At 68.7% G+C, this 22,236-nt stretch carries 22 protein-coding genes and 1 pseudogene; 14 read left to right on the top strand and 9 right to left on the bottom strand.

Annotation, left to right across the window (positions count from 1 at the left end; all coding sequences use genetic code 11):
• Positions 1 to 149 precede the first annotated feature (149 nt).
• Genes HIV01_RS03035 through HIV01_RS02990 form a run of 10 tightly spaced genes read left to right on the top strand, consistent with a single transcriptional unit; the run spans position 150 to position 6,540 of the window.
• Positions 150 to 833, top strand: a complete 684-nt coding sequence (locus HIV01_RS03035) for a dienelactone hydrolase family protein (RefSeq protein ID WP_425600255.1) — start codon at positions 150 to 152, stop codon at positions 831 to 833.
• On the top strand, positions 830 to 1,258 hold the full coding sequence (locus HIV01_RS03030; RefSeq protein WP_200604885.1) for an HIT domain-containing protein: 429 nt from the start codon (positions 830 to 832) through the stop codon (positions 1,256 to 1,258). Before HIV01_RS03035 ends, HIV01_RS03030 begins: the two co-directional genes overlap by 4 nt.
• Positions 1,255 to 1,956: a 5-oxoprolinase subunit PxpB gene (gene pxpB / locus HIV01_RS03025; protein ID WP_200604884.1), complete on the top strand. Its 702-nt coding sequence runs from the start codon at positions 1,255 to 1,257 to the stop codon at positions 1,954 to 1,956. Before HIV01_RS03030 ends, pxpB begins: the two co-directional genes overlap by 4 nt.
• Positions 1,953 to 2,912, top strand: a complete 960-nt coding sequence (locus tag HIV01_RS03020; RefSeq protein WP_200604883.1) for a 5-oxoprolinase subunit C family protein — start codon at positions 1,953 to 1,955, stop codon at positions 2,910 to 2,912. Before pxpB ends, HIV01_RS03020 begins: the two co-directional genes overlap by 4 nt.
• A 30-nt stretch (positions 2,913 to 2,942) precedes the next feature.
• A complete protein-coding gene (locus HIV01_RS03015) occupies positions 2,943 to 3,107 on the top strand; it encodes a LiaI-LiaF-like domain-containing protein (protein ID WP_200604882.1) in 165 nt (54 codons plus the stop codon).
• Positions 3,108 to 3,126: 19 nt separating this feature from the next.
• Positions 3,127 to 3,888 (top strand): 5-oxoprolinase subunit PxpA, encoded by a 762-nt coding sequence (locus tag HIV01_RS03010; protein ID WP_200604881.1) that lies wholly within the window; start codon positions 3,127 to 3,129, stop codon positions 3,886 to 3,888.
• Entirely contained in the window at positions 3,885 to 4,610 is a 726-nt protein-coding gene (locus tag HIV01_RS03005) for a DUF969 domain-containing protein (RefSeq protein WP_200604880.1), read from the top strand. Before HIV01_RS03010 ends, HIV01_RS03005 begins: the two co-directional genes overlap by 4 nt.
• Positions 4,597 to 5,562, top strand: coding sequence for a DUF979 domain-containing protein (locus HIV01_RS03000; protein ID WP_200604879.1), 966 nt, complete (start codon positions 4,597 to 4,599; stop codon positions 5,560 to 5,562). Before HIV01_RS03005 ends, HIV01_RS03000 begins: the two co-directional genes overlap by 14 nt.
• 13 nt (positions 5,563 to 5,575) lie before the next feature.
• Positions 5,576 to 6,232: a pyroglutamyl-peptidase I gene (pcp, locus tag HIV01_RS02995; RefSeq protein ID WP_245156896.1), complete on the top strand. Its 657-nt coding sequence runs from the start codon at positions 5,576 to 5,578 to the stop codon at positions 6,230 to 6,232.
• 11 nt (positions 6,233 to 6,243) lie between these two features.
• Positions 6,244 to 6,540, top strand: a complete 297-nt coding sequence (locus HIV01_RS02990) for a hypothetical protein (RefSeq protein ID WP_200604878.1) — start codon at positions 6,244 to 6,246, stop codon at positions 6,538 to 6,540.
• Between the two features lie 50 nt (positions 6,541 to 6,590).
• Here the strand turns inward: HIV01_RS02990 and dcd are convergent, their stop codons facing one another.
• Positions 6,591 to 7,160: a dCTP deaminase gene (gene dcd / locus HIV01_RS02985; RefSeq protein WP_158730638.1), complete on the bottom strand. Its 570-nt coding sequence runs from the start codon at positions 7,158 to 7,160 to the stop codon at positions 6,591 to 6,593.
• Between the two features lie 77 nt (positions 7,161 to 7,237).
• A pseudogene (gene apbC / locus HIV01_RS02980) lies at positions 7,238 to 8,036 on the bottom strand (iron-sulfur cluster carrier protein ApbC).
• Between the two features lie 525 nt (positions 8,037 to 8,561).
• Here apbC and HIV01_RS02975 point away from each other — a divergent pair.
• The 3 genes from HIV01_RS02975 (at position 8,562) to rnfB (ending at position 11,682) form a co-directional block, all read left to right on the top strand.
• Positions 8,562 to 9,017 carry a DUF2147 domain-containing protein gene (locus tag HIV01_RS02975; RefSeq protein WP_200604877.1) on the top strand — a complete coding sequence of 152 codons (456 nt, stop codon included), beginning with the start codon at positions 8,562 to 8,564 and terminating at the stop codon, positions 9,015 to 9,017.
• A gap of 113 nt (positions 9,018 to 9,130) precedes the next feature.
• A complete protein-coding gene (gene metG, locus HIV01_RS02970) occupies positions 9,131 to 11,221 on the top strand; it encodes a methionine--tRNA ligase (RefSeq protein ID WP_200604876.1) in 2,091 nt (696 codons plus the stop codon).
• A 44-nt stretch (positions 11,222 to 11,265) separates the two neighbouring features.
• Positions 11,266 to 11,682: an Rnf electron transport complex subunit RnfB gene (rnfB, locus tag HIV01_RS02965; protein WP_200604875.1), complete on the top strand. Its 417-nt coding sequence runs from the start codon at positions 11,266 to 11,268 to the stop codon at positions 11,680 to 11,682.
• A gap of 25 nt (positions 11,683 to 11,707) precedes the next feature.
• On the opposite strand, the gene HIV01_RS02960 is transcribed toward rnfB, so the two are convergent.
• The 6 genes from HIV01_RS02960 to HIV01_RS02935 form a co-directional block, all read right to left on the bottom strand.
• Positions 11,708 to 12,688, bottom strand: coding sequence for a TraB/GumN family protein (locus HIV01_RS02960; RefSeq protein WP_200604874.1), 981 nt, complete (start codon positions 12,686 to 12,688; stop codon positions 11,708 to 11,710).
• 51 nt (positions 12,689 to 12,739) lie between these two features.
• Entirely contained in the window at positions 12,740 to 13,654 is a 915-nt protein-coding gene (locus HIV01_RS02955) for a DUF1684 domain-containing protein (RefSeq protein WP_425600266.1), read from the bottom strand.
• 75 nt (positions 13,655 to 13,729) lie between these two features.
• Entirely contained in the window at positions 13,730 to 15,583 is a 1,854-nt protein-coding gene (gene mutL / locus HIV01_RS02950) for a DNA mismatch repair endonuclease MutL (protein ID WP_200604872.1), read from the bottom strand.
• A gap of 87 nt (positions 15,584 to 15,670) precedes the next feature.
• The gene (locus tag HIV01_RS02945; RefSeq protein WP_200604871.1) at positions 15,671 to 17,365 is read right to left on the bottom strand and encodes an N-acetylmuramoyl-L-alanine amidase; all 1,695 of its coding nucleotides are present in this window, start codon (positions 17,363 to 17,365) and stop codon (positions 15,671 to 15,673) included.
• A gap of 87 nt (positions 17,366 to 17,452) precedes the next feature.
• Positions 17,453 to 17,929, bottom strand: coding sequence for a tRNA (adenosine(37)-N6)-threonylcarbamoyltransferase complex ATPase subunit type 1 TsaE (gene tsaE / locus HIV01_RS02940; protein ID WP_200606323.1), 477 nt, complete (start codon positions 17,927 to 17,929; stop codon positions 17,453 to 17,455).
• Positions 17,930 to 17,956: 27 nt separating this feature from the next.
• The gene (locus HIV01_RS02935) at positions 17,957 to 19,468 is read right to left on the bottom strand and encodes an NAD(P)H-hydrate dehydratase (protein WP_200604870.1); all 1,512 of its coding nucleotides are present in this window, start codon (positions 19,466 to 19,468) and stop codon (positions 17,957 to 17,959) included.
• An 84-nt stretch (positions 19,469 to 19,552) separates the two neighbouring features.
• Between HIV01_RS02935 and queG the strand changes: the two genes are divergently transcribed.
• Positions 19,553 to 20,596, top strand: coding sequence for a tRNA epoxyqueuosine(34) reductase QueG (queG, locus tag HIV01_RS02930; RefSeq protein ID WP_200606320.1), 1,044 nt, complete (start codon positions 19,553 to 19,555; stop codon positions 20,594 to 20,596).
• Positions 20,597 to 20,725: 129 nt separating this feature from the next.
• Here the strand turns inward: queG and pgi are convergent, their stop codons facing one another.
• The gene (pgi, locus tag HIV01_RS02925) at positions 20,726 to 22,234 is read right to left on the bottom strand and encodes a glucose-6-phosphate isomerase (protein WP_200604869.1); all 1,509 of its coding nucleotides are present in this window, start codon (positions 22,232 to 22,234) and stop codon (positions 20,726 to 20,728) included.
• Between the last annotated feature and the right edge of the window lie 2 nt (positions 22,235 to 22,236).

Below are 22,236 nucleotides of genomic sequence, written 5' to 3'. Positions count from 1 at the left end.
TGGCCACGCGCTTGGCGGCTACAGCAGGTCCCTCGCTGCGCTCGGGACGACAGGATGGCTGCGGATTATAGCGCCGGCGCTAGAATCAACCGGGCAGGAGGTGCCGCGAAGCTGAACACTTGCGGTCACGAGCGCCCACAGACAACTGAATGGACCTCTCCCCCATGGCCCACTGGATAGATCTGGACACCCCGCATGGCCCGGTCAGGGCCTGGCGCGCCGAGCCGACCGGCCCCTCGAAGGGCGCCGTGATCGTGTTGCAGGAGATTTTCGGCGCCAACGCCCACATCCGCAGCGTCGCCGAACGCTTCGCCGCGGCCGGTTTCGTCGCCCTGGCGCCGGCGCTGTACGACCCGGTGGCGCCCGGGGTCGAGCTGGGCTATGACGAGGCAGGCACGCAACGCGGTGCTGCCCTGCGCAACGAACTGGGATTCGAGCGCGCAGTCGACATCATCAGCGAGGCCGCCGACGAGCTGCACCGCGAGGGCCTGCGCGTGGGAGTGGTCGGATTCTGCTGGGGCGGCAGCCTGGCTTTCCTGGCCAATACGCGCCTGGGCCTGCCGGCCGTGTCCTGGTACGGCGCGCGCACCGTGCCCTTCCTCGATGAACCATTGCGCGCGCGGATGATGTTCCACTTCGGCGAAAACGACGGCAGCATCCCGGCCGAGGTGATCGAACAGCACCGCGGCAAGCATCCGGGCGCGGCCGTGCACGTCTATGCCGGCGCCGGCCATGCCTTCAATCGCGACGTCGACAACCATGCCTACCATCCCGCCAGCGCCGAACTGGCCTGGCACCGCACCATCGATTTCCTGGCGGAGAACCTGCGATGAATCGCACTGGTAACACGGGCGCCTGGCAACTGCATGCGCAGCTGGCCGAGGACACGCACCCGGTCGCACATCTCGCCCTGAGCGAGCTGCGACTCATGGACGATGCCAACCATCCATGGCTGATCCTGATCCCGCGCGTGGCCGACGCGGTCGAGCTGGTCGACCTCGACGAGGCGCAGCAGGCCACGCTGATGCGCGAGATCAGTGCCGCCAGCCGCGCCCTGCAGGTCGAGTTCAAGCCACAGAAGATCAACGTCGCCGCGCTCGGCAATGTGGTGCCGCAACTGCACGTGCATGTCATCGCGCGCTTCCACGACGACATCGCCTGGCCGCGACCGGTCTGGGGCACCGCCAGCGCGCAGGCCTATACGCCCGAGGCGCTGGTGACGCGGATCCAGCAACTGCAGGGCGCCCTTCCGCAGTGAACCGTTCGTTCGTCTGCGACATTGAAGCGCTCGCAGACGACGCCTGGCTGCTGCGCTTCGGCGACCAGCTTGACCCGCAGCTCAATGCCCGCGTGCATGCGATTGCGCGCCGGCTTGGCGGCGAACACAAACCGCACTGGCTGCGCGGCCTGGTGCCCGCCTTCGCCAGCCTGGGCGTGTTCTTCGATCCGGCCGCGGATCCGGCGCACATCCACGAGGAGCTGCTGGCATTGCTCGCGATGGACGAGACGCCGGTGGTCGACGCAAGCGCGCAGGCGGCACGGACGGTGGAGATTCCCGTCGTTTACGGCGGCGAGTTCGGCCCGGACCTGGAGTCCGCGGCGGCGGAGCTGCAGATGTCGCCGCAGCAGCTGATCACGCGACACTCCAGCGGCGTGTACACCGTGGCGATGATCGGCTTCGCACCGGGGTTCCCTTACCTGGCCGGACTTGACCCGGCGCTGGCGCTGCCGCGGCTTGCGACGCCGCGCGCACGCGTTGCAGCGGGCAGCGTCGCCATCGGCGGCGCCCAGACCGGCATCTACCCACGCGAAAGCCCCGGTGGCTGGCGCCTGCTCGGGCGCACGCCGAAAGTGCTGTTCGACCCTGCGCGGGCGACGCCATCGCTGCTGCTGCCCGGTGATCGCGTCCGCTTCGTCGCCATCGAGGCGGACCGTTTCGCGGACGCCGCTCCATGAGCCGTGCCCGTTATGGCCTGCGCGTGCTGCGCCCCGGGTTGCTTACGACCGTGCAGGACCTGGGCCGCACGGACTGGCGCCACCTCGGCGTTGCCCATGCCGGCGCACTCGACGGCGATGCGGCGCGACTGGGCAATCGCCTGGTCGGCAACCGCGCCGACGCCGCGGTGCTGGAAGTCACCCTGCACGGCCCGACGCTGCAACTGGACGTGCCGATGCGCATCGCCCTGACCGGCGCCACAGTCGCGGCGCGATTCGATGGCGAGCCGGTTCCCGGCGGCCGCCCGGTGCTGCTGCCGGCCGGCACGCTCGAGCTTGGCGCGGTCCGTGGCGGTGCGCGCGCCTGGCTGGCCATCGCCGGCGGCATCGACGTGCCCGAAGTGCTCGGTAGCCGCAGCACCGACCTGCGTGGCGGCTTCGGCGGTCTCGACGGACGCGCACTGCGCACCGGCGACAGACTGGCGCTGGGCGACGCGCCGCCGTGCGACACCACGCGATTGCAAAGCGTGCGCTGGTGGATCGACCCCGGCCATGACGAAGACCCGCGCGCGCCTATCCGCTATCTGCCTTCGACGCATGCCTGGTCGGCGCCGCTGGCGCGACGCGCCTGGAAGGTCAGCGCCAGCAGCAACCGCCAGGGCCTGCGGCTGCAAGGCGATGCCTTGCCGACCCCCAAGGCCGACGGCATCTCCGAACCGGTCGCGCCGGGCACGATCCAGCTGCCGCCCGACGGCCAGCCGATCATCCTGTTGGCCGATGCCCAGACCGTCGGCGGCTACCCGCGACTGGGGCACGTCATCGCCGCCGACCTGCCCCGTCTGGCGCAATGCATTCCGGGACAGACCCTGCACTTCGCCGCAGTCGATGCCACCGCTGCCTACCGCCTGGCTTGCGCGGCGCGGGCACGGGTCGCCAGAATCGGCGTGATGATCGACGCGCGCGTGCCCGCGGTCTGACCCCTCCAACTCCTTACCTTCCGGAATCCCATGAAATCCAATGTCATCGGCGCGCTGGTGCTGGTCGTGATCGGCACCCTTTTCCTGCTCAACAACCTTGGCTACACCGACATGAGCCTGGGTCGGATGCTGATGACCTGGTGGCCGGCGATCCTGATCGTGGTCGGCCTGGGAATGCTCTTCAAGCGCGGCTGAGGCCGCATCCGACCATGACGTGAGCAGACGTATCGACTTCAACTGCGATCTGGGCGAAGGCTGCGGCGACGATGCGGCGATCCTGCCGCTGGTCAGCTCGGCCAACATCGCCTGCGGCGGCCACGCCGGCGACGACGCGACGATGCGCGCGACGCTGAGGCTGTGCCGCGCGCACGGCGTGGCGGCAGGCGCGCATCCCTCGTTCGACGACCGCGAGCATTTCGGCCGGCGTGCCCTGACGGTCCCCCCGGCCGATATCGCGCGGACGGTGCGGGCGCAGATCGAGCGCCTGGCAACGATCGCCAGCAAGGAAGGCGTGCGCCTGACCCACGTCAAGCCACACGGCGCGCTCTACAACGTCGCCGCCGACGACCGCGGTGTCGCCGACGCGATCGCCGCAGTCGTCAAGGACTTCGACCCGTCGCTGGTGCTGTTCGGCCTGTCCGGCTCGGCGCTGACCGATGCCGGCAGCGCCCATGGGCTGCAGGTCGCCCACGAAGTGTTCGCCGAACGCGGCTACGACCGCCGCGGCCGCCTGCTGCCGCGCGGCAGCGAAGGCGCGGTGATCGAATCGCTCGACGTCGCCATTGCGCAGGTTCGACGGCTGGCCACCCGCGGCGAAGTGGTCGCCGACGACGGCAGCATCGTGGCGCTGCGCGCCGATACCTTGTGCCTGCACGGTGACCGCAGCGATGCGGCGGTGTTCGCGCAGGCGGTTCGCGAGGCGCTGCAGGCGGATGGCATAGTCGTCGCCTCCGTCACGGCCAAAGGCCTTCCATGAATTACTGGCCCCTCCTGGGCGTCGCCTGGGTCGTCGTCGGCTTCGTCCTGCGCGCCAACCCGGTCATCGTGGTCGTCAGTGCCGGACTGGTGAGCGGCTTGGCCGCGGGCAAGTCGATGCCGGAGCTGCTGGCCGTGATCGGCGACAGTTTCATTTCCAATCGCGCCCTGCTGATGTTCGCGATGACGCTCCCGACCATCGGCCTGCTCGAACGCGCCGGTCTGCGCGAGCACGCACTGCAGTGGATCGCGCGCTGGCGCGGATTGACCCTGGCACGACTGCTGGTCGTCTACCTCGCCGCGCGCCAGGGGCTGAGCACGCTCGGCCTGATCGACATCGCCGGTCACGCCCAGACCGTGCGCCCGCTGCTGGCGCCGATGTCGGAATCTGCGGCCAACCGCACACCCGGCCTGCAGGAGCATGGCCCGCTGCCGCGCGCGGAAATCCAGCGCGTGCATGCCCTCGCCGCGGCGACCGACAACGTCGGCCGCTTCTTCGGCGAGGACGTGTTCCTCGCCTTCGGCGCGGTGCTGCTGATCCAGGGCTTCTACGCCGAACACGGCATCACCCTGGAGCCGTTACAGATCGCGCTGTGGGCGATCCCGACCGCGATCGCCGCGTTCGTGATCCACGCCGTGCGCATCGTCTTCTTCCAGCGCGGCCTCGCCCGCCGGATGAGTTCGTCGACCGACAGCACGGAGCGCCACGATGCTGTCGATTGAACATTTCTACATCGTGCTGGCGCTGTTCCTGTTCTTCGCAGGCGGCAGCAACCTGCGCGAAGGTCGCTACGCCCATGCCGCGTTCTGGTCGATGCTGGGCGTGCTGTTCGCCACCGGCAAGCTGGTGCTGACGGCCAGCAAGGCCGGCAATCCGCTGCCGTCGCAGCTGGCCGGCGCGGCCGTCATCGTGCTGGCGCTGCTGGCCACGCGCATGCGCCGGGAACACATTGCCGAAGCACCTGAAGATCAGCGCCGGGCCTCGGCCTTGCGCCTGGGCCATCGCCTGTTCGTGCCGGCATTGCTGATCCCGGCGATCACCGTGCTGATCGTGTTGTTCGGCAAGTACATCGTGATCTTCGGCACGCCGTTGTTCGGCGAGGGCAGCATCACCCTGATCGGGCTGGCCCTGGCGTGCGTGCTGGCGGCGCTGGCCGCGGTCGTGGTGACGCGCGAGCGGCCGATCCGCGCGGCCAGCGAAGGCCGGCGCCTGCTCGACACGATGGGCTGGGCGGCGCTGCTGCCGCTGGTACTGGCGACGCTCGGCGGCGTGTTCGCTGCCAGCGGCGTCGGCGATGCGGTGGCGTCGATCGTGTCCGCGGTGATTCCCGCCGACAGCCGCGTGGCCTGCGTGCTGGCCTATGGGCTGGGCATGGTGGTGTTCACGATGATCATGGGCAATGCCTTCGCCGCGTTTCCGGTGATGACCGCCGGCATCGGCCTGCCGCTGCTGATCCAGCAGCATGGCGCGGAGCCGGCGATCCTCGGCGCGCTTGGCATGCTGACCGGTTATTGCGGGACGCTGATGACGCCGATGGCGGCCAACTTCAACCTGGTGCCGGCGGCGCTGCTGGAACTCGATGACCCCAATGCGGTGATCCGGGTGCAGATCGCCACCGCGGTGCCGCTGCTGGCGGTGAACCTGCTGCTGATGTACTGGCTGGCGTTCAAGTGAGAGCCTTGCTTCCGTGACCGCGCCTATTCCCACCGTCCTGCTCACCGGCTTCGCCCCCTTCGGCGGCGAGGACAGCAATCCGAGCTGGGAGGCCGTGTCCGCGCTCGATGGCGAGCAGATCCTCGGCCACCGCATCGCTACGCGTTGCCTGCCGGTCGAGTTCGGCGCTTCGCTGCAATCCCTGCGCCGCGCGCTCGACGAGACCGCGCCGGTGCTGGCGATCTGCGTCGGCCAGGCCGGCGGCCGCGCGCAGATCGCGCTGGAGCGCGTGGCCATCAACGTCGACGATGCCCGCATTGCCGACAACGCCGGCGCCCAGCCGATCGACGAGGCCGTCATCGCCGGCGGCCCGGCCGCCTACTTCAGCGACCTGCCGATCAAGGCGATGCTGTCGGCGCTGCGCGATGCCGGCATCCCGGCCGAGATCTCGCAGACGGCCGGCACCTACGTCTGCAACCATGTCTTCTACGGGTTGATGCACGCGTTGCGAACTGTGCACGGCGTCCGTGGCGGCTTCATCCACATTCCGTATGCTCCCGCGCAGGCCGCGCGACACCCGGGCGCGCCGAGTCTGCCGCCGTCGGTGGTGAGCCAGGCCCTGCGCCTGGCGGTCGCCACCGCGTTGACTGTCGAACACGATGTCCGCCTGGCGGCGGGCACCACCCACTGAAGGACACCCTGATGCGCAAGACCGTTGTCGCTGCCCTGCTGGCCGCGTGCCTGATCACCCCTGCCCTGGCGCTGGCCGCCACGCAGTCCCAGTACGACAAGAAGGCGGCCGAGTTCGCCCAGACCGGTCAGCAGACCGTGAGCCTGTATGTCGACGTCGACCTGGGCGCGCGCAAGAACGGCTCGGCCAGCGAGCTCAACCAGGCCCATCGCGCGTTCAACAGCAATGGTTACCAGGTGCAGAGCGTGGTGGGTTACACCGAGAACGGCGACCTGCAGGGATTCTTCGTCACCTACGTGCGTCGCTGAGGGATTGCCCTCTCACAGGCCGCCGCTGGCGGCCTGTGGATCGCTTCCGGTCAGGTGCGCGGCAGCGTGACGCCGACCTGGCCCTGGTACTTGCCGCCGCGGTCCTTGTACGAGGTCTCGCAGACTTCGTCGGACTGGAAGAACAGCATCTGCGCCACGCCCTCGTTGGCGTAGATGCGCGCCGGCAGCGGCGTGGTGTTGCTGAATTCGAGGGTCACGTGGCCTTCCCATTCCGGCTCGAGCGGCGTGACGTTGACGATGATGCCGCAGCGCGCGTACGTGCTCTTGCCCAGGCACACCACCAGGGTGTCGCGCGGGATGCGGAAGTACTCGACCGTGCGCGCCAGCGCGAACGAGTTCGGCGGGATGATGCACACGTCGCTTTCGATGTCGACGAAGCTGCCGCTGTCGAAATGCTTCGGGTCGACGATCGTCGAGTTGATGTTGGTGAAGACCTTGAACTCGCGCGAGCAGCGCACGTCATAGCCGTAGCTGGACGTGCCGTAGCTGACGATGCGGTGGCCGTCGGCGGCGGTCTTGACCTGGCCCGGCTCGAACGGCTCGATCATGCCGTGCTGCTCGGCCATGCGACGGATCCAACGGTCGGACTTGATGCTCATGCTTGTACGGGGGCCTTGGGCAACGGAAAGGGGATTGTGTCAGCCGGAGCGGCTACGGGGAACTGGCGGCAGGCGCCTCAGAGCAGCGACACCGACAGCGGCGTGGCCACCTGCGGCCGCCTGGCCAGCTCGACGGCGATGCGCCGGGCGGTGACGCGGTAAGCGCGGGCCGCGGCGCTGTCCGGGGCCGCGGTGACGACCGGCACGCCGGCGTCGCCCTGCTCGCGGATCGCGATCTCCAGCGGCAGGCTGCCCAGCAGCGGCACGCCGTACTGCGCCGCCATGCGCTGGCCGCCGCCTTCGCCGAACACGTGCTCGGCGTGGCCGCAGTTGGAGCACACGTGCACGGCCATGTTCTCGACCAGGCCCAGCACCGGCACCTGCACCTTCTCGAACATCTTCAGCGCCTTGCGCGCATCCAGCGTGGCCACGTCCTGCGGCGTGGTGACGATGACCGCGCCGGCCACCGGAATCTTCTGCGCCAAGGGTCAGCTGGATGTCGCCGGTGCCCGGCGGCAGGTCGACGATCAGGTAATCAAGCTCGCCCCAGCGGGTTTCATTGAGCAGCTGCGTCAGCGCCGACGTCGCCATCGGGCCGCGCCAGATCATCGGCGTGTCCTGCTCGACCAGCAGGCCGATCGACATCGCTTCCACGCCGTGCGCGCGCATTGGTTCGATCGACTTGCCGTCGGGGCTGTCCGGACGCCCGGACAGGCCGAGCATGGTCGGGATGCTCGGGCCGTAGATGTCGGCATCGAGCACGCCGACGCGGGCGCCCTCGGCGGCCAGGGCCAGGGCCAGGTTGACGGCGGTGGTCGACTTGCCGACGCCGCCCTTGCCCGAACCGATCGCGATCAGGTTGCGCACGCTGGGCATCGGCGTGACGTTGGGTTGCACGGCGTGCGAGACGATGCGCGAGTGCAGCTCCAGCCGTGCCAGCTGGCGGCCGGTTGCGGCTACGGCGGCGGCGGCCTCGCCTTCCAGCCACGGCCGCAGCGCAAGGCAGGGGAATCCGGCGACGATCTCGACGACCACCCGGCCTTCGGCCTCGACGGCGCGGATGCGGGCGCCGGTTTCGCCCAGCGTGACCTCGGTATCGGGCAGGCGGAGGGCGGCGAGAACGGGAACAACGGCTTGCAGGGACTCACTCACGACAGCGACCTTGATCTTTCTTCAATGCGGCATTGCCCGGGGCCGCCATGTTACGTGCTATTGCGCGCCCGCCCCGGAATCACAGCGTCACGGACGCCCGGACCCGTTCACTGTCGCCGCGATGCCGCCACATCGGGTCATTGCCAAAACGCTCTCCAGGCCCGGTCCGTACGCTTGCGGATGCGGTATAAAGGTCCGCAACCGCACCCCGGTGCGGGCCTTGCCGAATACATCCCTGGGAGGGGACCCATGCGTACGAAGTTGCTTGCCCTGCTGTTCCTCACTGCACTGCCGTTGAGCCTGCTGTCGACTGCCGCGTCAGCGCAGACGCCGGTGCCGGTCGGTCACTGGACCACCATCGACGACAAGACCCAGAAGCCCAAGTCCGTGGTGGAGATCTACCAGGCCAAGGACGGCAGCCTTGCCGGCCGCGTCACCGAGATCCTGCAGTCCGACCGCGGCCCGAACCCGGTCTGCGACAAGTGCTCGGGCGACCGCAAGGACAAGCCGGTCAAGGGCATGGTGATCCTGTGGGGCATCAAGCAGGACGGCGAGACCTGGGAAGGCGGCCAGATCCTCGACCCGGCCAGCGGCAAGATCTACTCGGTGAAGGTCACCCCGATCGACGGCGGCAAGAAGCTGGAAGTCCGCGGTTTCATGGGCTTCTCGCTGCTGGGTCGCACGCAGACCTGGGTGCGCCAGTAATACGTCCACCGTCCCTCTCCCTTCAGGGCGAGAGGGACAGGTCGCGAAGCGACGAGGGAGAGGGGGAAGTCGCCATGCGATAATCCCCCGCTCTTTACGCGTCCCGGCCCCCCATGTCCCGCGAGTTCGTCGTTTCCTGTGCCCTGCCCTACGCCAACGGGCACCTGCACCTCGGCCATCTGGTCGGCTACACACAGGCCGACATCTGGTGCCGCGCGCAGCGATTGGCCGGCCACAAGGCCTGGTATGTCTGCGCCGACGACACCCACGGCACCCCGATCATGCTCGCCGCCGAGAAGGCCGGGCAGTCGCCGGAAGCGTTCATCGCCGGCATGCAGTCCAGCCATGAGCGCGACTTCGCCGACTTCGGCGTGGCCTTCGATCACTACGATTCGACCAACTCGCCGCGCAACCGCGCGTTGACCGAGGCGATCTACGCCAAGCTCGACAACAACGGCCACATCAGCCGGCGCTCGGTCGAGCAGCTGTACGACCCGGTCAAGGGCATGTTCCTGCCCGACCGCTACGTCAAGGGCATCTGCCCCAACTGCGGCACGCCCGACCAGTACGGCGACAACTGCGAGAACTGCGGCGCCACCTACTCGCCGAGCGAGTTGAAGGAGCCGCGCTCCGTGGTCAGCGGCGCGACGCCGGAACTGCGCGAGTCCGAGCACTTCTTCTTCGAGGTCGGCCAGTTCGACGCCTTCCTGCGCGAGTGGCTGTCGGGCGATGTCGCCATGCCCGGCGTCAAGGCCAAGCTGCAGGAATGGCTGGACGCCGAGGGCGGGCTGCGCGCCTGGGACATCTCCCGCGACGCGCCCTACTTCGGATTCCAGATTCCCGGCCACCCGGGCAAGTTCCTGTACGTCTGGCTCGACGCGCCGATCGGTTACCTGTCGAGCTTCCAGGCGCTGTGCGAACGCGAGGGCCTGGATTTCTGGTCGTACCTCACCCGCGACAGCAAGGCCGAACTGCACCATTTCATCGGCAAGGACATCGTCAACTTCCACGGCCTGTTCTGGCCGGCGGTGCTGCACGGCGCGGGTTTCCGCGCGCCGACCCGCCTGCACGTCAACGGCTACCTGATGGTGGACGGCGCCAAGATGTCGAAGTCGCGCGGCACGTTCGTGATGGCGCGCACCTACCTCGATGCCGGCCTGGATCCGGAGGCGCTGCGCTACTACTACGCGACCAAGACCAGCGGCGGCGTCGACGACCTCGACCTCAACCTGGCCGACTTCACCGCACGCGTGAACGCCGACGTGGTCGGCAAGTTCGTCAACCTCGCCAGCCGATGCGCCGGCTTCATCGAGAAGCGTTTCGAAGGTCGTCTTGCCGATGCCCTGCCCGATCGGGCGATGTACGCGCACTTCGTCGCGCAGCTGGCGCCGATCGCCGAGGCCTACGCGCGCAACGAGGCCGCCACCGCCGTGCGCCTGACCATGGCCCTGGCCGACGAGGCCAACAAGTACATCGACGAGCACAAGCCGTGGGTGCTGGCCAAGCAGGAAGGCGCCGACGCGCAGCTGCAGTCGGTGTGCACGCAGGGCCTGAACCTGTTCCGCGTCCTCAACGCCGCGCTCAAGCCGGTGCTGCCGCGCGTGACCGCGCAGGCCGAGGCGTTCCTGGCAGCGCCCGTCGCGCAGTGGAACGATCTCGAATCGCCGCTGCTCGCCCACCGCATCGGCAACTACACGCCGCTGTTCACCCGAATCGACCCCAAGCACATCGAACACATGATCGACGCCTCGAAAGAATCGCTGAATCCCGAGAACGCCAACGCCGACACCGCCACGAAGACGGCCGCCGCCCCGGCGAAGGCCGAGAAGGCCGTGGCTGCGGCGCCGGCCGCTGCTGCCGCCACGGCAGGCGCGACGATAGGCATCGACGACTTCGCCAGGCTCGACCTGCGCATCGGCAAGGTGCTGGCGTGCGAGTTCGTCGACGGCTCCGACAAGCTGCTGCGCTTCGAACTCGATGCCGGCGAGCTGGGCAAGCGCCAGATCTTCTCCGGCATCCGCGGTTCCTATGGCGAACCGGAGAAGCTGGTCGGCCGCAGCGTGGTGTTCATCGCCAACCTCGCCCCGCGCAAGATGCGCTTCGGCATCAGCGAGGGCATGATCCTGTCGGCCGGCTTCGACGGTGGCTCGCTGTTCCTGCTTGACACCGACGGCGGCGCCGAACCGGGAATGCCGGTCCGGTAAGCCTTCGCGCGCAGGAGCGAGCCTGCTCGCTCCGGCATCACCTTATGACCGACCTCGACCTGACCGAGCGTCTCGACCGCATCCTGCCGCAGACCCAATGCGGTCAGTGCGGGTTTGCCGGCTGCCGCCCGTACGCCGAAGCGATGGCCGCGGGCGAAGCCGATGTCGATCGCTGCCCACCCGGCGGCGATGCCGGTGCGCGCGCACTGGCGCGCCTGCTCGGTGTGCAAGCGCGGCCCTATGACCGCACGCGCGGCGAACACAAGCCGGCGCTGGTCGCGGTGATCGTCGAGGCCGACTGCATCGGCTGCACCAAGTGCATCCAGGCCTGCCCGGTGGACGCGATCATCGGCGCGTCCAAGCACATGCATACCGTCATCGAACCGCTGTGCACCGGCTGCGAGCTGTGCGTGCCGGCCTGCCCTGTCGACTGCATCGAACTGGTGCCGGCAACGCCGTAGGAGCGGGCTCGCTCCGGCGAGAGGGTTACTGCGCCAGCAGTTGCTGCTCGCTGCACGTCGAGCACACGCGCTCGACCTTGTACCCCTTCTCGCGCAGCTTGCCGACGATGCCGTCGTCGCCGAGCAGGTGCAGCGCGCCGACCACGACCAGGGTGTCGCCCTTCTTCGCGTTGTCGAGCATGGCCTGGATCTGCGGCAACCAGGCCTGGTTGCGTTCGACGTTGACCATCCGGTAGGTCTGCGGGGTCTTCTCGCGCATCTCGTCGCGGGTGAGCTTGTCGAGTCGGGCGACGTCGCCGTCGCGCCAGGCCGAATGCACGTCGCCGAGCATGCCCGGCATCTCCAGCGGCTTGTCGAGGAATTCCTTCAGCGACACGATCTGCTCGTCCATCGGCGAAGCGTCGAGCACCTGCAACTGCAGATCGATCGACTCCAGGCCCGAGGTCGGCTTGCTGGCGGCCGCCGCGCGCTGCATCAGGTACTGGTCCATGCCCTTCTCGGGACTGAAACCGAGCTGCTGCGACATCCCCAGCATCAGCGACAGGTTGATGAACCACGGCTCGTAGGCATCGAACTGGGCGATCGAGGCACCGCGCTGGGCGAGGATGCGGGCGAACTTCTCGCGCAGCGCCGCCGGCAGCACCTGGGTGAGCGTGCGGCCATCGCTGTAGCCGGCGGCGGTCAGGAACTTCTGCGCCATCGCCGGATCGAGCATCTGCTCGGGCGGGACTTCGAACACGACCTTGTCGGACGCGGCGAAGGCGCTGTCGATGTCGGGCGACAGCGGATAGTCATCGCCCTTGAGCAGATGGAACGACCCCAGCAGGTACACCGAATTGTCGGCGTCGGAGACCTTCCACAGCAGCGGCACCGGCGGCGCCTTCACTGCTCCTGCCGGCGGCTGCGGCGCGCGCTCTGGCACGGCCACGCGTTCGACGGCGAGCGCTACCGAAGCCAGTCCGGCAACAGCCAGCAGGGTCAGGCAGAACATCTTCAGGCGACGCATCGGAACGGTTTCCTTCGGCTTTCGGGCGCGAGGTTGAGGGGTTGAGGAAAGTCAGGGTGCAGCGTGAGCGTAGGTCTTCTCGCCGGCGTCGACGCGCAGGTCGAGTCGATTCTCCGCCGGCGGCAGCGGGCACGTCGCGAACGCGGTGAACGCGCACGGCGGGTTGTAGGCCTGGTTGAAATCGAGCATCACGTTCGCATCGGCGCCTGGCTTGGGGGCGTCGAGGAAGCGGCCGGCCGGATAACTGCCATGGCCGCTGGTGCGGTCGGCGAACACGAGGAACAGCGTGTCCTCGCCTTCGTCGAGCGCTTCCAGGCGGTATTGCTTGCCGTCGCGTTCGAATTCGAGCACGCCGGGGTTGGGGACTTCTTCGGTGGTGCCGATGATGTTGGCGATCGGCAGGGTCTTGCCCGGCGGATGCGGCACGTAGCGCGCCTGGACCTTCCAGTTGGTGGTGGCCGGCCAGTACTCCAGGCCGCGGAAACCGGTGCGGCTGGCGGCGTCGGCATGCTTGACGCGCAGCGCGTAGCGATCACCACGCTTGATCACCGTGACCAGGCCCTTGCCCTCGTCGAACGAGATCAGGCTGGGTCCGGTCGGTGAATCGTCGGCGCGCAGTTCTGTGGCGCCCGTCAGCGGCTGGCCGTCGGGCGTCATCGCCAGGCCCTTCTCCGGGACGAAGCGCAGCCTTCCGTTGCTGAAGTCGATCATGCCCAGGTGCGAGGGTCCGACCGACAGGGTGATGCCATTGCCGGCGGACGAGCCGATGTAGTGCGCACCCGGGTCGATCCAGTGCAGGCCAACCACGCTGGTCCAGCCGTCGGGCCGGGTCAGGTCGGCCACGCGCTGGCTGCGCCACAGTTCCAGGTCGCGGGCGAACGCTACCTGCGTGGCCTGGTCACTGGCTGCCTTGCCGGTGTCTTCGGCAGGCTTGCTGCAGGCGGTGACGGCCGCAAGCACGGCCAGGACGAGCACGCTTCTCAAGAGCGCGCTACTCAACAGCGCGCTACTCAACACCACGCCTTTCGCAAATGCCGACATTCAACGTCCTCGCAGGAACCAGCGATCGATTTCGGGAAGGGTGAAGCGCGCCCAGGTCGGGCGGCCATGGTTGCACTGGCCCGAGCGCTCGGTGGCTTCCATCTCGCGCAGCAGGGCATTCATTTCCGGCAGGCTCAGGCGCCGGTTGGCGCGCACTGCGCCGTGGCAGGCCATCGTCGCCAGCAGTTCGTCGCGGGCGGCGGCCACACGCCTGGATTCGCCGTGCTCGCGCAGGTCGGCCAGGACGTCACGCAGCAGCGCTTCGACATCGCCATGGGCCAGCAATGCAGGAACACTGCGCAGCGTCAGCGACTGCGGCCCGCTGCGGGTCACTTCGAAGCCCAGCGCAGCCAGTGTCTCGCCTTCGCGTTCGGCCACTTCGGCCTCGCGCTCTGACACCGCCAGGGTCGCCGGCACCAGCAGCGGCTGGGTGCGCAGGCCTTCTCCGTCGTGCGCGTTCTTGAGTTTCTCGTAACCGATGCGCTCGTGGGCGGCATGCATGTCGACGACGATCAGGCCTTCGGCGGTTTCAGCCAGGACGTACACGCCATGCAGCTGCGCGATCGCATAGCCCAGGGGCGGCAGCGTGGCGTCGCCGCTTTGCGGCATCGGCATCGGTGCGGACGAAGTCATCGCCGGCTGCGCCGCACCGTAGAGTGCGGCATAGCCCGAGCGCGCCTCGGCGACCTGCATCGGCAGCGGCGACTGCTCCTGGCGCCAGAAGGCGGGCGAGACGCCGGCGCTGGACGCTCCAGCCCTCATCGACATCGACCCGCCCCAGTCCGGAGCCGAAGCCCCGGCCACCGGGGCGCCGGATCCGATCGCGGTCGTGCCGGCACGGGTCTCGGCCAGTGCACTTTGCAGCGTGCGATAGACGAAATCGTGGATCAGGCGCGCGTCGCGGAAGCGGACCTCGTGCTTGGCCGGATGCACGTTGACGTCGACACGGCGCGGATCGAGTTCGAGGAACAACACGTACGCCGGCTGGCGGCCATGGAACAGCACGTCGGCATACGCCTGCTTGATCGCATGGGCGATGCTGCGGTCGCGCACGGCGCGGCCGTTGACGTACAGGTACTGCTGGTCGGCGCTGGCGCGGTTGTAGGCCGGCTGGGCGATCCAGCCGTGCAGGCGCAGCCCCTGGCCCGAGCCTTCGGTGTGCGCGCCGCCGGCGTGGTCGACGCGCAGCGCGTTGCGGGCGAATTCCTCGCCCAGTGCTTCGTGCAGGCGCACTTCCGAGAGCAGGTCGCCCTCGCCCTTCCAGCGCCGCGACGGCTTGCCGTTGTGCGAGACACGCAGTTCGACGTCCGGGCGCGCCAGCGCCAGCTGCCGCAGCCATTCCTCGATGTGGCCCAGCTCGGTGCGCTCGGCCTTGAGGAACTTGCGGCGTGCCGGCACGTTGAAGAACAGGTCGCGAACCTCGACCGTGGTCCCCTGCGGATGCGGCTTGGGCACGATCGAGCCGATGCGCCCGCCTTCGACATCCAGTGTGGCCGCGTGGTCGTTGCCGATGCGGCGCGAGGTCAGGGCGAAGCGGCTCACCGAGGCGATCGACGGCAACGCCTCGCCACGGAAGCCGAGCGTGGCCACGCCTTCGAGGTCGTCGAGCGAGGCGATCTTGCTGGTGGCATGGCGCTGGATCGCCAGCGGCAGTTCGTCGGCGGCGATGCCGCCACCGTCATCGCGGATGCGGATCAGGCGTACCCCGCCCTCTTCCAGGTCGATGTCGATGCGGCGCGCGCCGGCATCGAGCGCGTTCTCCACCAGTTCCTTGACCACGGACGCCGGGCGCTCGATGACCTCGCCGGCCGCGATCTGGTTGATGAGGGTGTCGGGGAGCTGGCGGATCGTCACGGCCTGGGCGACGCAGTCCTGCGTCGTCGGAATAGTCGGGTGTGATGATAGCCGACGCAGCGACGTTTCCGGGGATGCAATGCTGTTTTACGGGCTGCCGCCACCGGCACCCGCGTCTGCAGTCACGTAGGTGGCATCAGCGCGCGCGGCGTACAACGTTCCCGGCGGCGGCTGGCGGGTGAAGTAGGTATTGACGCCATCGAGCACCGCGCGGGCCAGGTTGCGCTGGTGGGCGGGGTCGGTCAGCCGGCGCTCTTCGTCCGGATTGGAGATGAAAGCGGTCTCGACCAGCATCGCCGGCATGTCGGACGTGCGCAGCACGGCGAAGTTGGCGCGCTCGATATGCGGCTTGTGGTTGTTGCCGACGCGCTTGAGCCCGTCCAGGACGTGCGCGGCGGCGTCTTCGGACGCCTTCATGTGGCCACTCTGGGTCAGGTCGAGCAGCACCGATGCCAGGGTGTTGCTGGTCTGCTCCAGGCGCACGCCGCCGATCAGGTCGGAGGAGTTTTCCTTGTCGGCCAGCCAGCGCGCACGCTGCGAGGACGCGCCCTTGAGCGAGAGCACGTACACCGACGAGCCCTTGGCCGAGCGGTTCTCGGCGGCGTCGGCGTGGATCGAGATGAACATGTCGGCCTTGGCCTGGCGCGCCAGCTGCGCGCGGCGCGGCAGCGGGATGAACACGTCGGTGTCGCGCACCAGGTGGGCCTTCAGGCCCGGCGTGGCGTTGATCTGGCGTGCCAGTTCGCGGGCGATGGCCAGGGTGACATCCTTCTCGCGCTTGCCCGACGGGCCGAGCGCGCCAGGGTCCTGGCCGCCGTGGCCGGCGTCGATGGCGATGACGAGAGGGCGCATGCCGCGGCCGCGCATCACGTCCTTCATGGTCTTGACCGGCGCCTGGCCAGGAGCGGGCGCAACAACCGTGGATGCCGGCGGCGCGGCAGCGGTCGACGCTCCGGGCATCAGAGTCGGTTGGCCGGTAGCGATCCGGGTGGGCACGCCGGTGGCGATCGTGGTCGGCTGCGTCGGCGGCGCGGGGGTGACGGCAACCGGCTCAGGATTCCCGGCGACGGTGGCCGCGGACGTCGGTGCGGCGGCCGGCGCATCGCCAGCACCGCTACGGCCGGCAACGATCGCCGAGATCAAACGGGTCGTGGCCTCGGACGATGCAGCGCTGACTTCGCCCGGGGACGGTGCCTGCGCGACAGCAGACGCTGCGGCGGACGCGGTCGTCACGGTTCCGGACGGCACGCTCACCGTGGCAGCCGGCAGCGACGGCGAGGTCGTCACTGAAGAAGTCGGCACTGAAGATGTGGAGGCAGGCGGCAGCACCGGTGCGACCGGCGCGGCGACCGTGGCGATGCCTTCGATCGGCTCGGCGCCATCGCCCGGCCACTCCAGCACCAGACGCGGACCGTTGCTGCCCTGCTCGATGCGCGGCTTGAGCACCGTTACCGGCTGCGACAGGTCGAAGACGATGCGCGACGTGCCCGGCGCCGGCTCGCCGGTGCGCACGGACTTGACCACACCCGCGCTGGCGGGGAGTCGGAAATTGCGGGCGAGGCTCGATGCCGGCAGGTCAACGACCAGGCGGTCGGGTCCCTTCAGGCTGATCACCTTGAATTCGCCGGCGCCATCGAGGGCGATCTCGGCGCGGGTGCCGGTGGCTCCGGCGCTCAGCTCCAAGCCTTTGATTTCACTGGCATGGGCCAGATTCCAGGCGAGGGCAGCGAGCAGCGCTAGGCCGAGCAGAAACTTCTGGACGGTGGCGGCCTTTACGCGCATGGACGGTAGTCAACCACCGAGCCAATGAATTTGCAAGCACTTTTCCCTTACGAATCCGAGGCCTGCCGGACTTTCCTGTTAAACCGTTCAGGAGTCCGACGCAACCTCATGGCCTGCGGCCACCCGTCCCAGCCAGGCCTCCCCGACCGTCGACCCAGGCCGCAGGCGGGCCCGGCGGCCAGTGCCGTGCATGGCCAGGTCCACGGTGAGGTCCGCCGCCGGCAGCGCGCCGGCGCCACGTTCGGGCCATTCGACCAGCCACAAGCGCACTTCCGCGCCATCGAGACCAAGGAACTCCAGTTCGCCTGCATCGGCAATGCGATACAGATCCAGATGCCACGCTTCTCCGCCTTCTGCGAGCGGATAGCGTTCAACAAGCGTGTACGTCGGACTGCGAATCGCACCGCGCACTCCCAACGCGCGCAGCAATGCACGCGCAAGCGTCGACTTGCCTGCACCAAGATCGCCGTGCAGATGCACGACCGCATCGGCTGGCCGCGTGCGTGCCAGTTGCGCGCCCAGTGCATCGGTCGCATCGGCATCGGCCAGGAAAAACTCATTCATCGCAGCAACGCTCCCCTGCAACATGCATCAACGTTCCGGATTGACGAAGTGGCGAAGCCACGGCATCAGATCGCTTGGCAGCAATCCGCGTTCACCGCCTTCGTGCGCGGCCGCATCGCCCGCCGCCGCATGCAACAACGCACCGGTGCTTGCCGCATCGAACGCGGAAAGCCCTTGCGCACGCAATGCAGCGATGACGCCACTGAGCACGTCGCCCATGCCGCCGACCGCCATGCCGGGATTGCCCGCGGCAATCACCCGAGGCGTTTCATGCGCGGCAGCGACAATGCTGCCTGCGCCCTTGAGCACGACCACGCACGCGTAGCGTTCGCACAACGACCTGGCGGCGGCGAAACGGTCGCGCTGCACTTCGGCGGTACTGATACCGAGCAGGCGCGCGGCTTCGCCCGGATGCGGCGTCATCACCGCATCGGCAGGCAGTGCGAACGGATGCGTCGCCAGCAGGTTCAAAGCGTCGGCGTCGAGCAGCAATGGCCTGCCGCTGGCGACTGCACGCTCGTACAAACCGCGTCCCCACTCGTGCTGGCCAAGGCCTGGACCCAGCGCGATGGAATCGGCACGACCGAGCGCGGACTGCAACGATTGCGCATCGGTGACTTCATGCACCATCGCTTCCGGCAAACGCGCAAGCAACGGCGCGACATGCTGCGCACGCGTCGCCACTTCGACCAGTCCCGCACCGGTGCGCAACGCAGCGTGCGCGCACAGCATGATCGCGCCGCCGCTGCCGGACTCACCGCCCACGCACAGCACGCGACCGTTGCTGCCCTTGTGGCTGTCGCGGCGGCGCGGCGCGAGCGAGCGCGCGAGCGCGATCGGTGTCAGCCGTTGTGCATGCACGCCAACGCCGTCGAACCACTCGACCGGCATGTCGAGCGTAGCCAGTGACAGCGCGCCGACGTGGTCGAGCGCGGCACCGGTGCGAAGTCCCGCCTTGCCTGCCATGAACTCGACGGTGCGCGTCGCCATGACCGCGCTACCCACCCTGCAACCGCGTTCGGCATCGATGCCACTTGGAACGTCCAGCGCCAGCACCGGAGCGGCATGCGCGTTGATCGCCGCGATCAGCGCCTGCGTCGCCTCATCGGGTTCGCGCGACAGGCCGATGCCGAACAGTGCGTCGACCACGACGTCGGCCGGCGGCAACGCGCCTTCGAACAGCTCGACCGCGCCGCCGACGGCGAAGTAATCCTGGGCGGCGCGGCGCGCCAGCTCGCCACCCGGCGTCTGGCCGGGCAGATGCACCACCAGCACCTGGCGGCCGGACTGGCGCGCGTGCCGCGCCAGCACGTAGCCGTCGCCGCCGTTGTTGCCCGGCCCGCAGGCGATCACCACCCGCTGCGCCTGCGGCCAGTGCGTGAGCAGTTCGCGCCAGGCGGCCCGGCCGGCCCGCTGCATCAGCTCGAACGGGTCCCCCAGCGCCTGCGCCGCACGCGCCTCGACCGCGCGAAGCGCAGCGGCGGCGTAAAGCGCTTCAGCGAAGGGCAAGTTATCCAGGAGCGCGACATCGTGCGGCATCACGGGATTCTATACTTGTGCATCGTGAAGCCCCTCGCCCCCCTGCCGACCAACCCGCCCCCCGCGACGCCGGACTACGTCGCGCTGGCGCAGCGCGTGCGTTCGCTGGCGCGCGAATTCGGCTTCCAGCGCTGCGGCATCACCGACATCGAGCTGGGCCAGGACGAAGCACACCTGCGCGACTGGCTGGCAAAGGGCCTGTACGGCTCGATGGACTGGATGGCCCGCCACGGCGAACTGCGTGCGCGCCCGGGCGATCTCCACCCCGGCACCGTGCGCGTGATTTCGGTCGGGCTGGACTACGGCCGCGACAGCGATGAAGCATGGGCGACGCTGGATGACAGCGAGCGCGCCTACGTCGCCCGCTACGCCCTCGGCCGCGATTACCACAAGCTCATGCGGCAACGCCTGCAGCGACTGGCCGACCGCATCGCCGAGGAGGTCGGTCCGTTCGGTCATCGCGTCTTCGTCGATTCGGCGCCGGTGCTCGAACGCGCGCTCGCGCGCAACGCCGGGCTCGGCTGGATCGGCAAGCACACCTGCCTGATCGACAAGGACGGCGGTTCGTTCTTCTTCATCGGCGAGATCTACGTCGACCTGCCATTCCCGATCGACACGCCGGCCAGCGCGCACTGCGGCACTTGCCGCAAGTGCATCGACATCTGCCCGACCCAGGCGATCATTGCCCCCTACCGGCTCGATGCGCGCCGCTGCATCGCCTACCTCACCATCGAGCACGAAGGCTCGATACCGGAAGACCTGCGCGCGCCGATCGGCAACCGCATCTTCGGCTGCGACGACTGCCAGCTGATCTGCCCCTGGAACAAGTTCGCCAAGCGCACCGACGAGGCCGATTTCCGCGCCCGCAACGACCTCGACAAGGCCACGCTGGTGCAGCTGTTCGCCTGGAGCGAAGAGGAGTTCCTGCAGCGCACCGAAGGCACCGCGATCCGCCGCAGCGGGCATGAGCGCTGGCTGCGCAATATCGCGGTCGCGCTGGGAAATGCGCGCGGCAGCGCGGACGTGGTTGCGCAGGTGATAGCGGCGCTGGAGTCTCGTCGCGAATCAGCCAGCCCAATGGTGCGTGAACACATCGAGTGGGCGCTGCGGCAGCATCAGGCGGGCTGAGAGTCTGTTGGCCCGATCGTCCTTCGACTTCGCGGCTACGCCGCTACGCTCAGGACGAACGGGGACAGGTGGCGGTCACTTCAACCCCGTTCGTCCTGAGCGTAGGCGCAAAGCGCCGAAGTCGAAGGGCTATCGCAGCTGCGCCAGCAACTCCCGCGTCACCGGATCGTCAGCCTGCACGTCACCGGCCAGCGCTGGCAGCAACCGGCTCGCCACCTGCTTGCCCAGCTCCACGCCGAACTGATCGAAGGCGTTGATGCCCCAGATCACCGACTGCAGGTAAACGCTGTGCTCGTACAGCGCCAGCAGCGCGCCGAACGCCTGCGGCGTCAGCGCGTCGAGCAGGATCATCGTGCTCGGCCGACCACCGGCGTACGCGCGCGCCGGGTCGTCGCTGCCCTGGCCGTTGGCAAAGGCCTCGGTCTGCGCCAGCAGGTTGGCCTGCAGCGCGCGGTGGTTGTCCGGATACGGCGCATCGGAACGAACCACACCGATGAAGTCGGCGGGCACGATCGAGGTGCCCTGGTGCAACGCCTGGAAGAAACTGTGCTGGGTATCGGTGCCGGCACCGCCCCACCAGACCGGCACGGTGTCGACGGTGACCGCGGAAGCATCGGTGCGCACCGACTTGCCCAGGCTTTCCATCACCAGCTGCTGCAGGTAGTTCGACAGCAGCTTCAGGCGCTCGTCGTAGGCCAGCACGGCCTGCGTGGCATAGCCCAGGCCATTGCGGTTCCAGATCGAAGTCAGTGCGTGCCACGCGGCAAGGTTCTGCGGCAGCGGCGTGTCGAGGACGTGCGCGTCCATCTGCGAGGCGCCATCGAGCATCGCCTCGAACGCGTCCATGCCGATCGCCAGCGCGATCGGGAAGCCCACCGCCGACCACAGCGAATAACGGCCACCCACCCAGTCCCACATCGGCAGGATGCGCTCGGGCGGAATGGCGAATGCTTCGGCGGCGCGCTCGACGTTCGCCGACACGGCATACAGCCGTTCGGTTCCGCCGAGCCAGTCGCGCAGGATCGCGCCGTTGAGCAGCGTCTCCTGCGTACCGAAGGTCTTGGAGATCAGCACCGCGGCGGTGCGACGCGGATCGAGACCCGCCAGCACGCGCTGTGCGGCATGGCCGTCGACATTGGACAGGAAATGGACGCGGAAGCGACCGGGTGCGGCACCGGTCAGCGCATCGACTGCCAGGCGCGGACCCAGGTCGGAGCCGCCGATGCCGACGCTGACGATGTCGGTGACATCGCTGGCAGCCAGCGCATCGACCAGTGCACGCATGCGTGCACGCGCTTCCAGCGCCTGGGCGTGCGCGGCGCGCGCCACCGGCGCGGTCGAGACGTCGCCACGCAGCGCGGTATGCAGCACGCTGCGGCCTTCGGTGACGTTGATCTTCTCGCCGTCGAACTGCGCCTGCAGTTTCTGCCGCACGGCGGCCTGCTCGGCCAGTTCGAACAGCGACGCCAGCGCGTCACGGTCGTAGTGCTGGCGGGCGAAGTTGGCGTAGACCGGACCGACGCGCACGGCGAACTGCTGCGCGCGCGACGGGTCTGCGGCGACCAGGTCCTTCAGCGGGGTTTGGATGACGCGCCCTGCCTGGGCGCGAAGACGGCTCAGACGGGCATCGGCATCCATGG

The organism is Lysobacter arenosi (assembly GCF_016613475.2).
Classification (GTDB): domain Bacteria; phylum Pseudomonadota; class Gammaproteobacteria; order Xanthomonadales; family Xanthomonadaceae; genus Lysobacter_J; species Lysobacter_J arenosi.
This window is presented reverse-complemented; position numbering and strand designations above follow the sequence as displayed.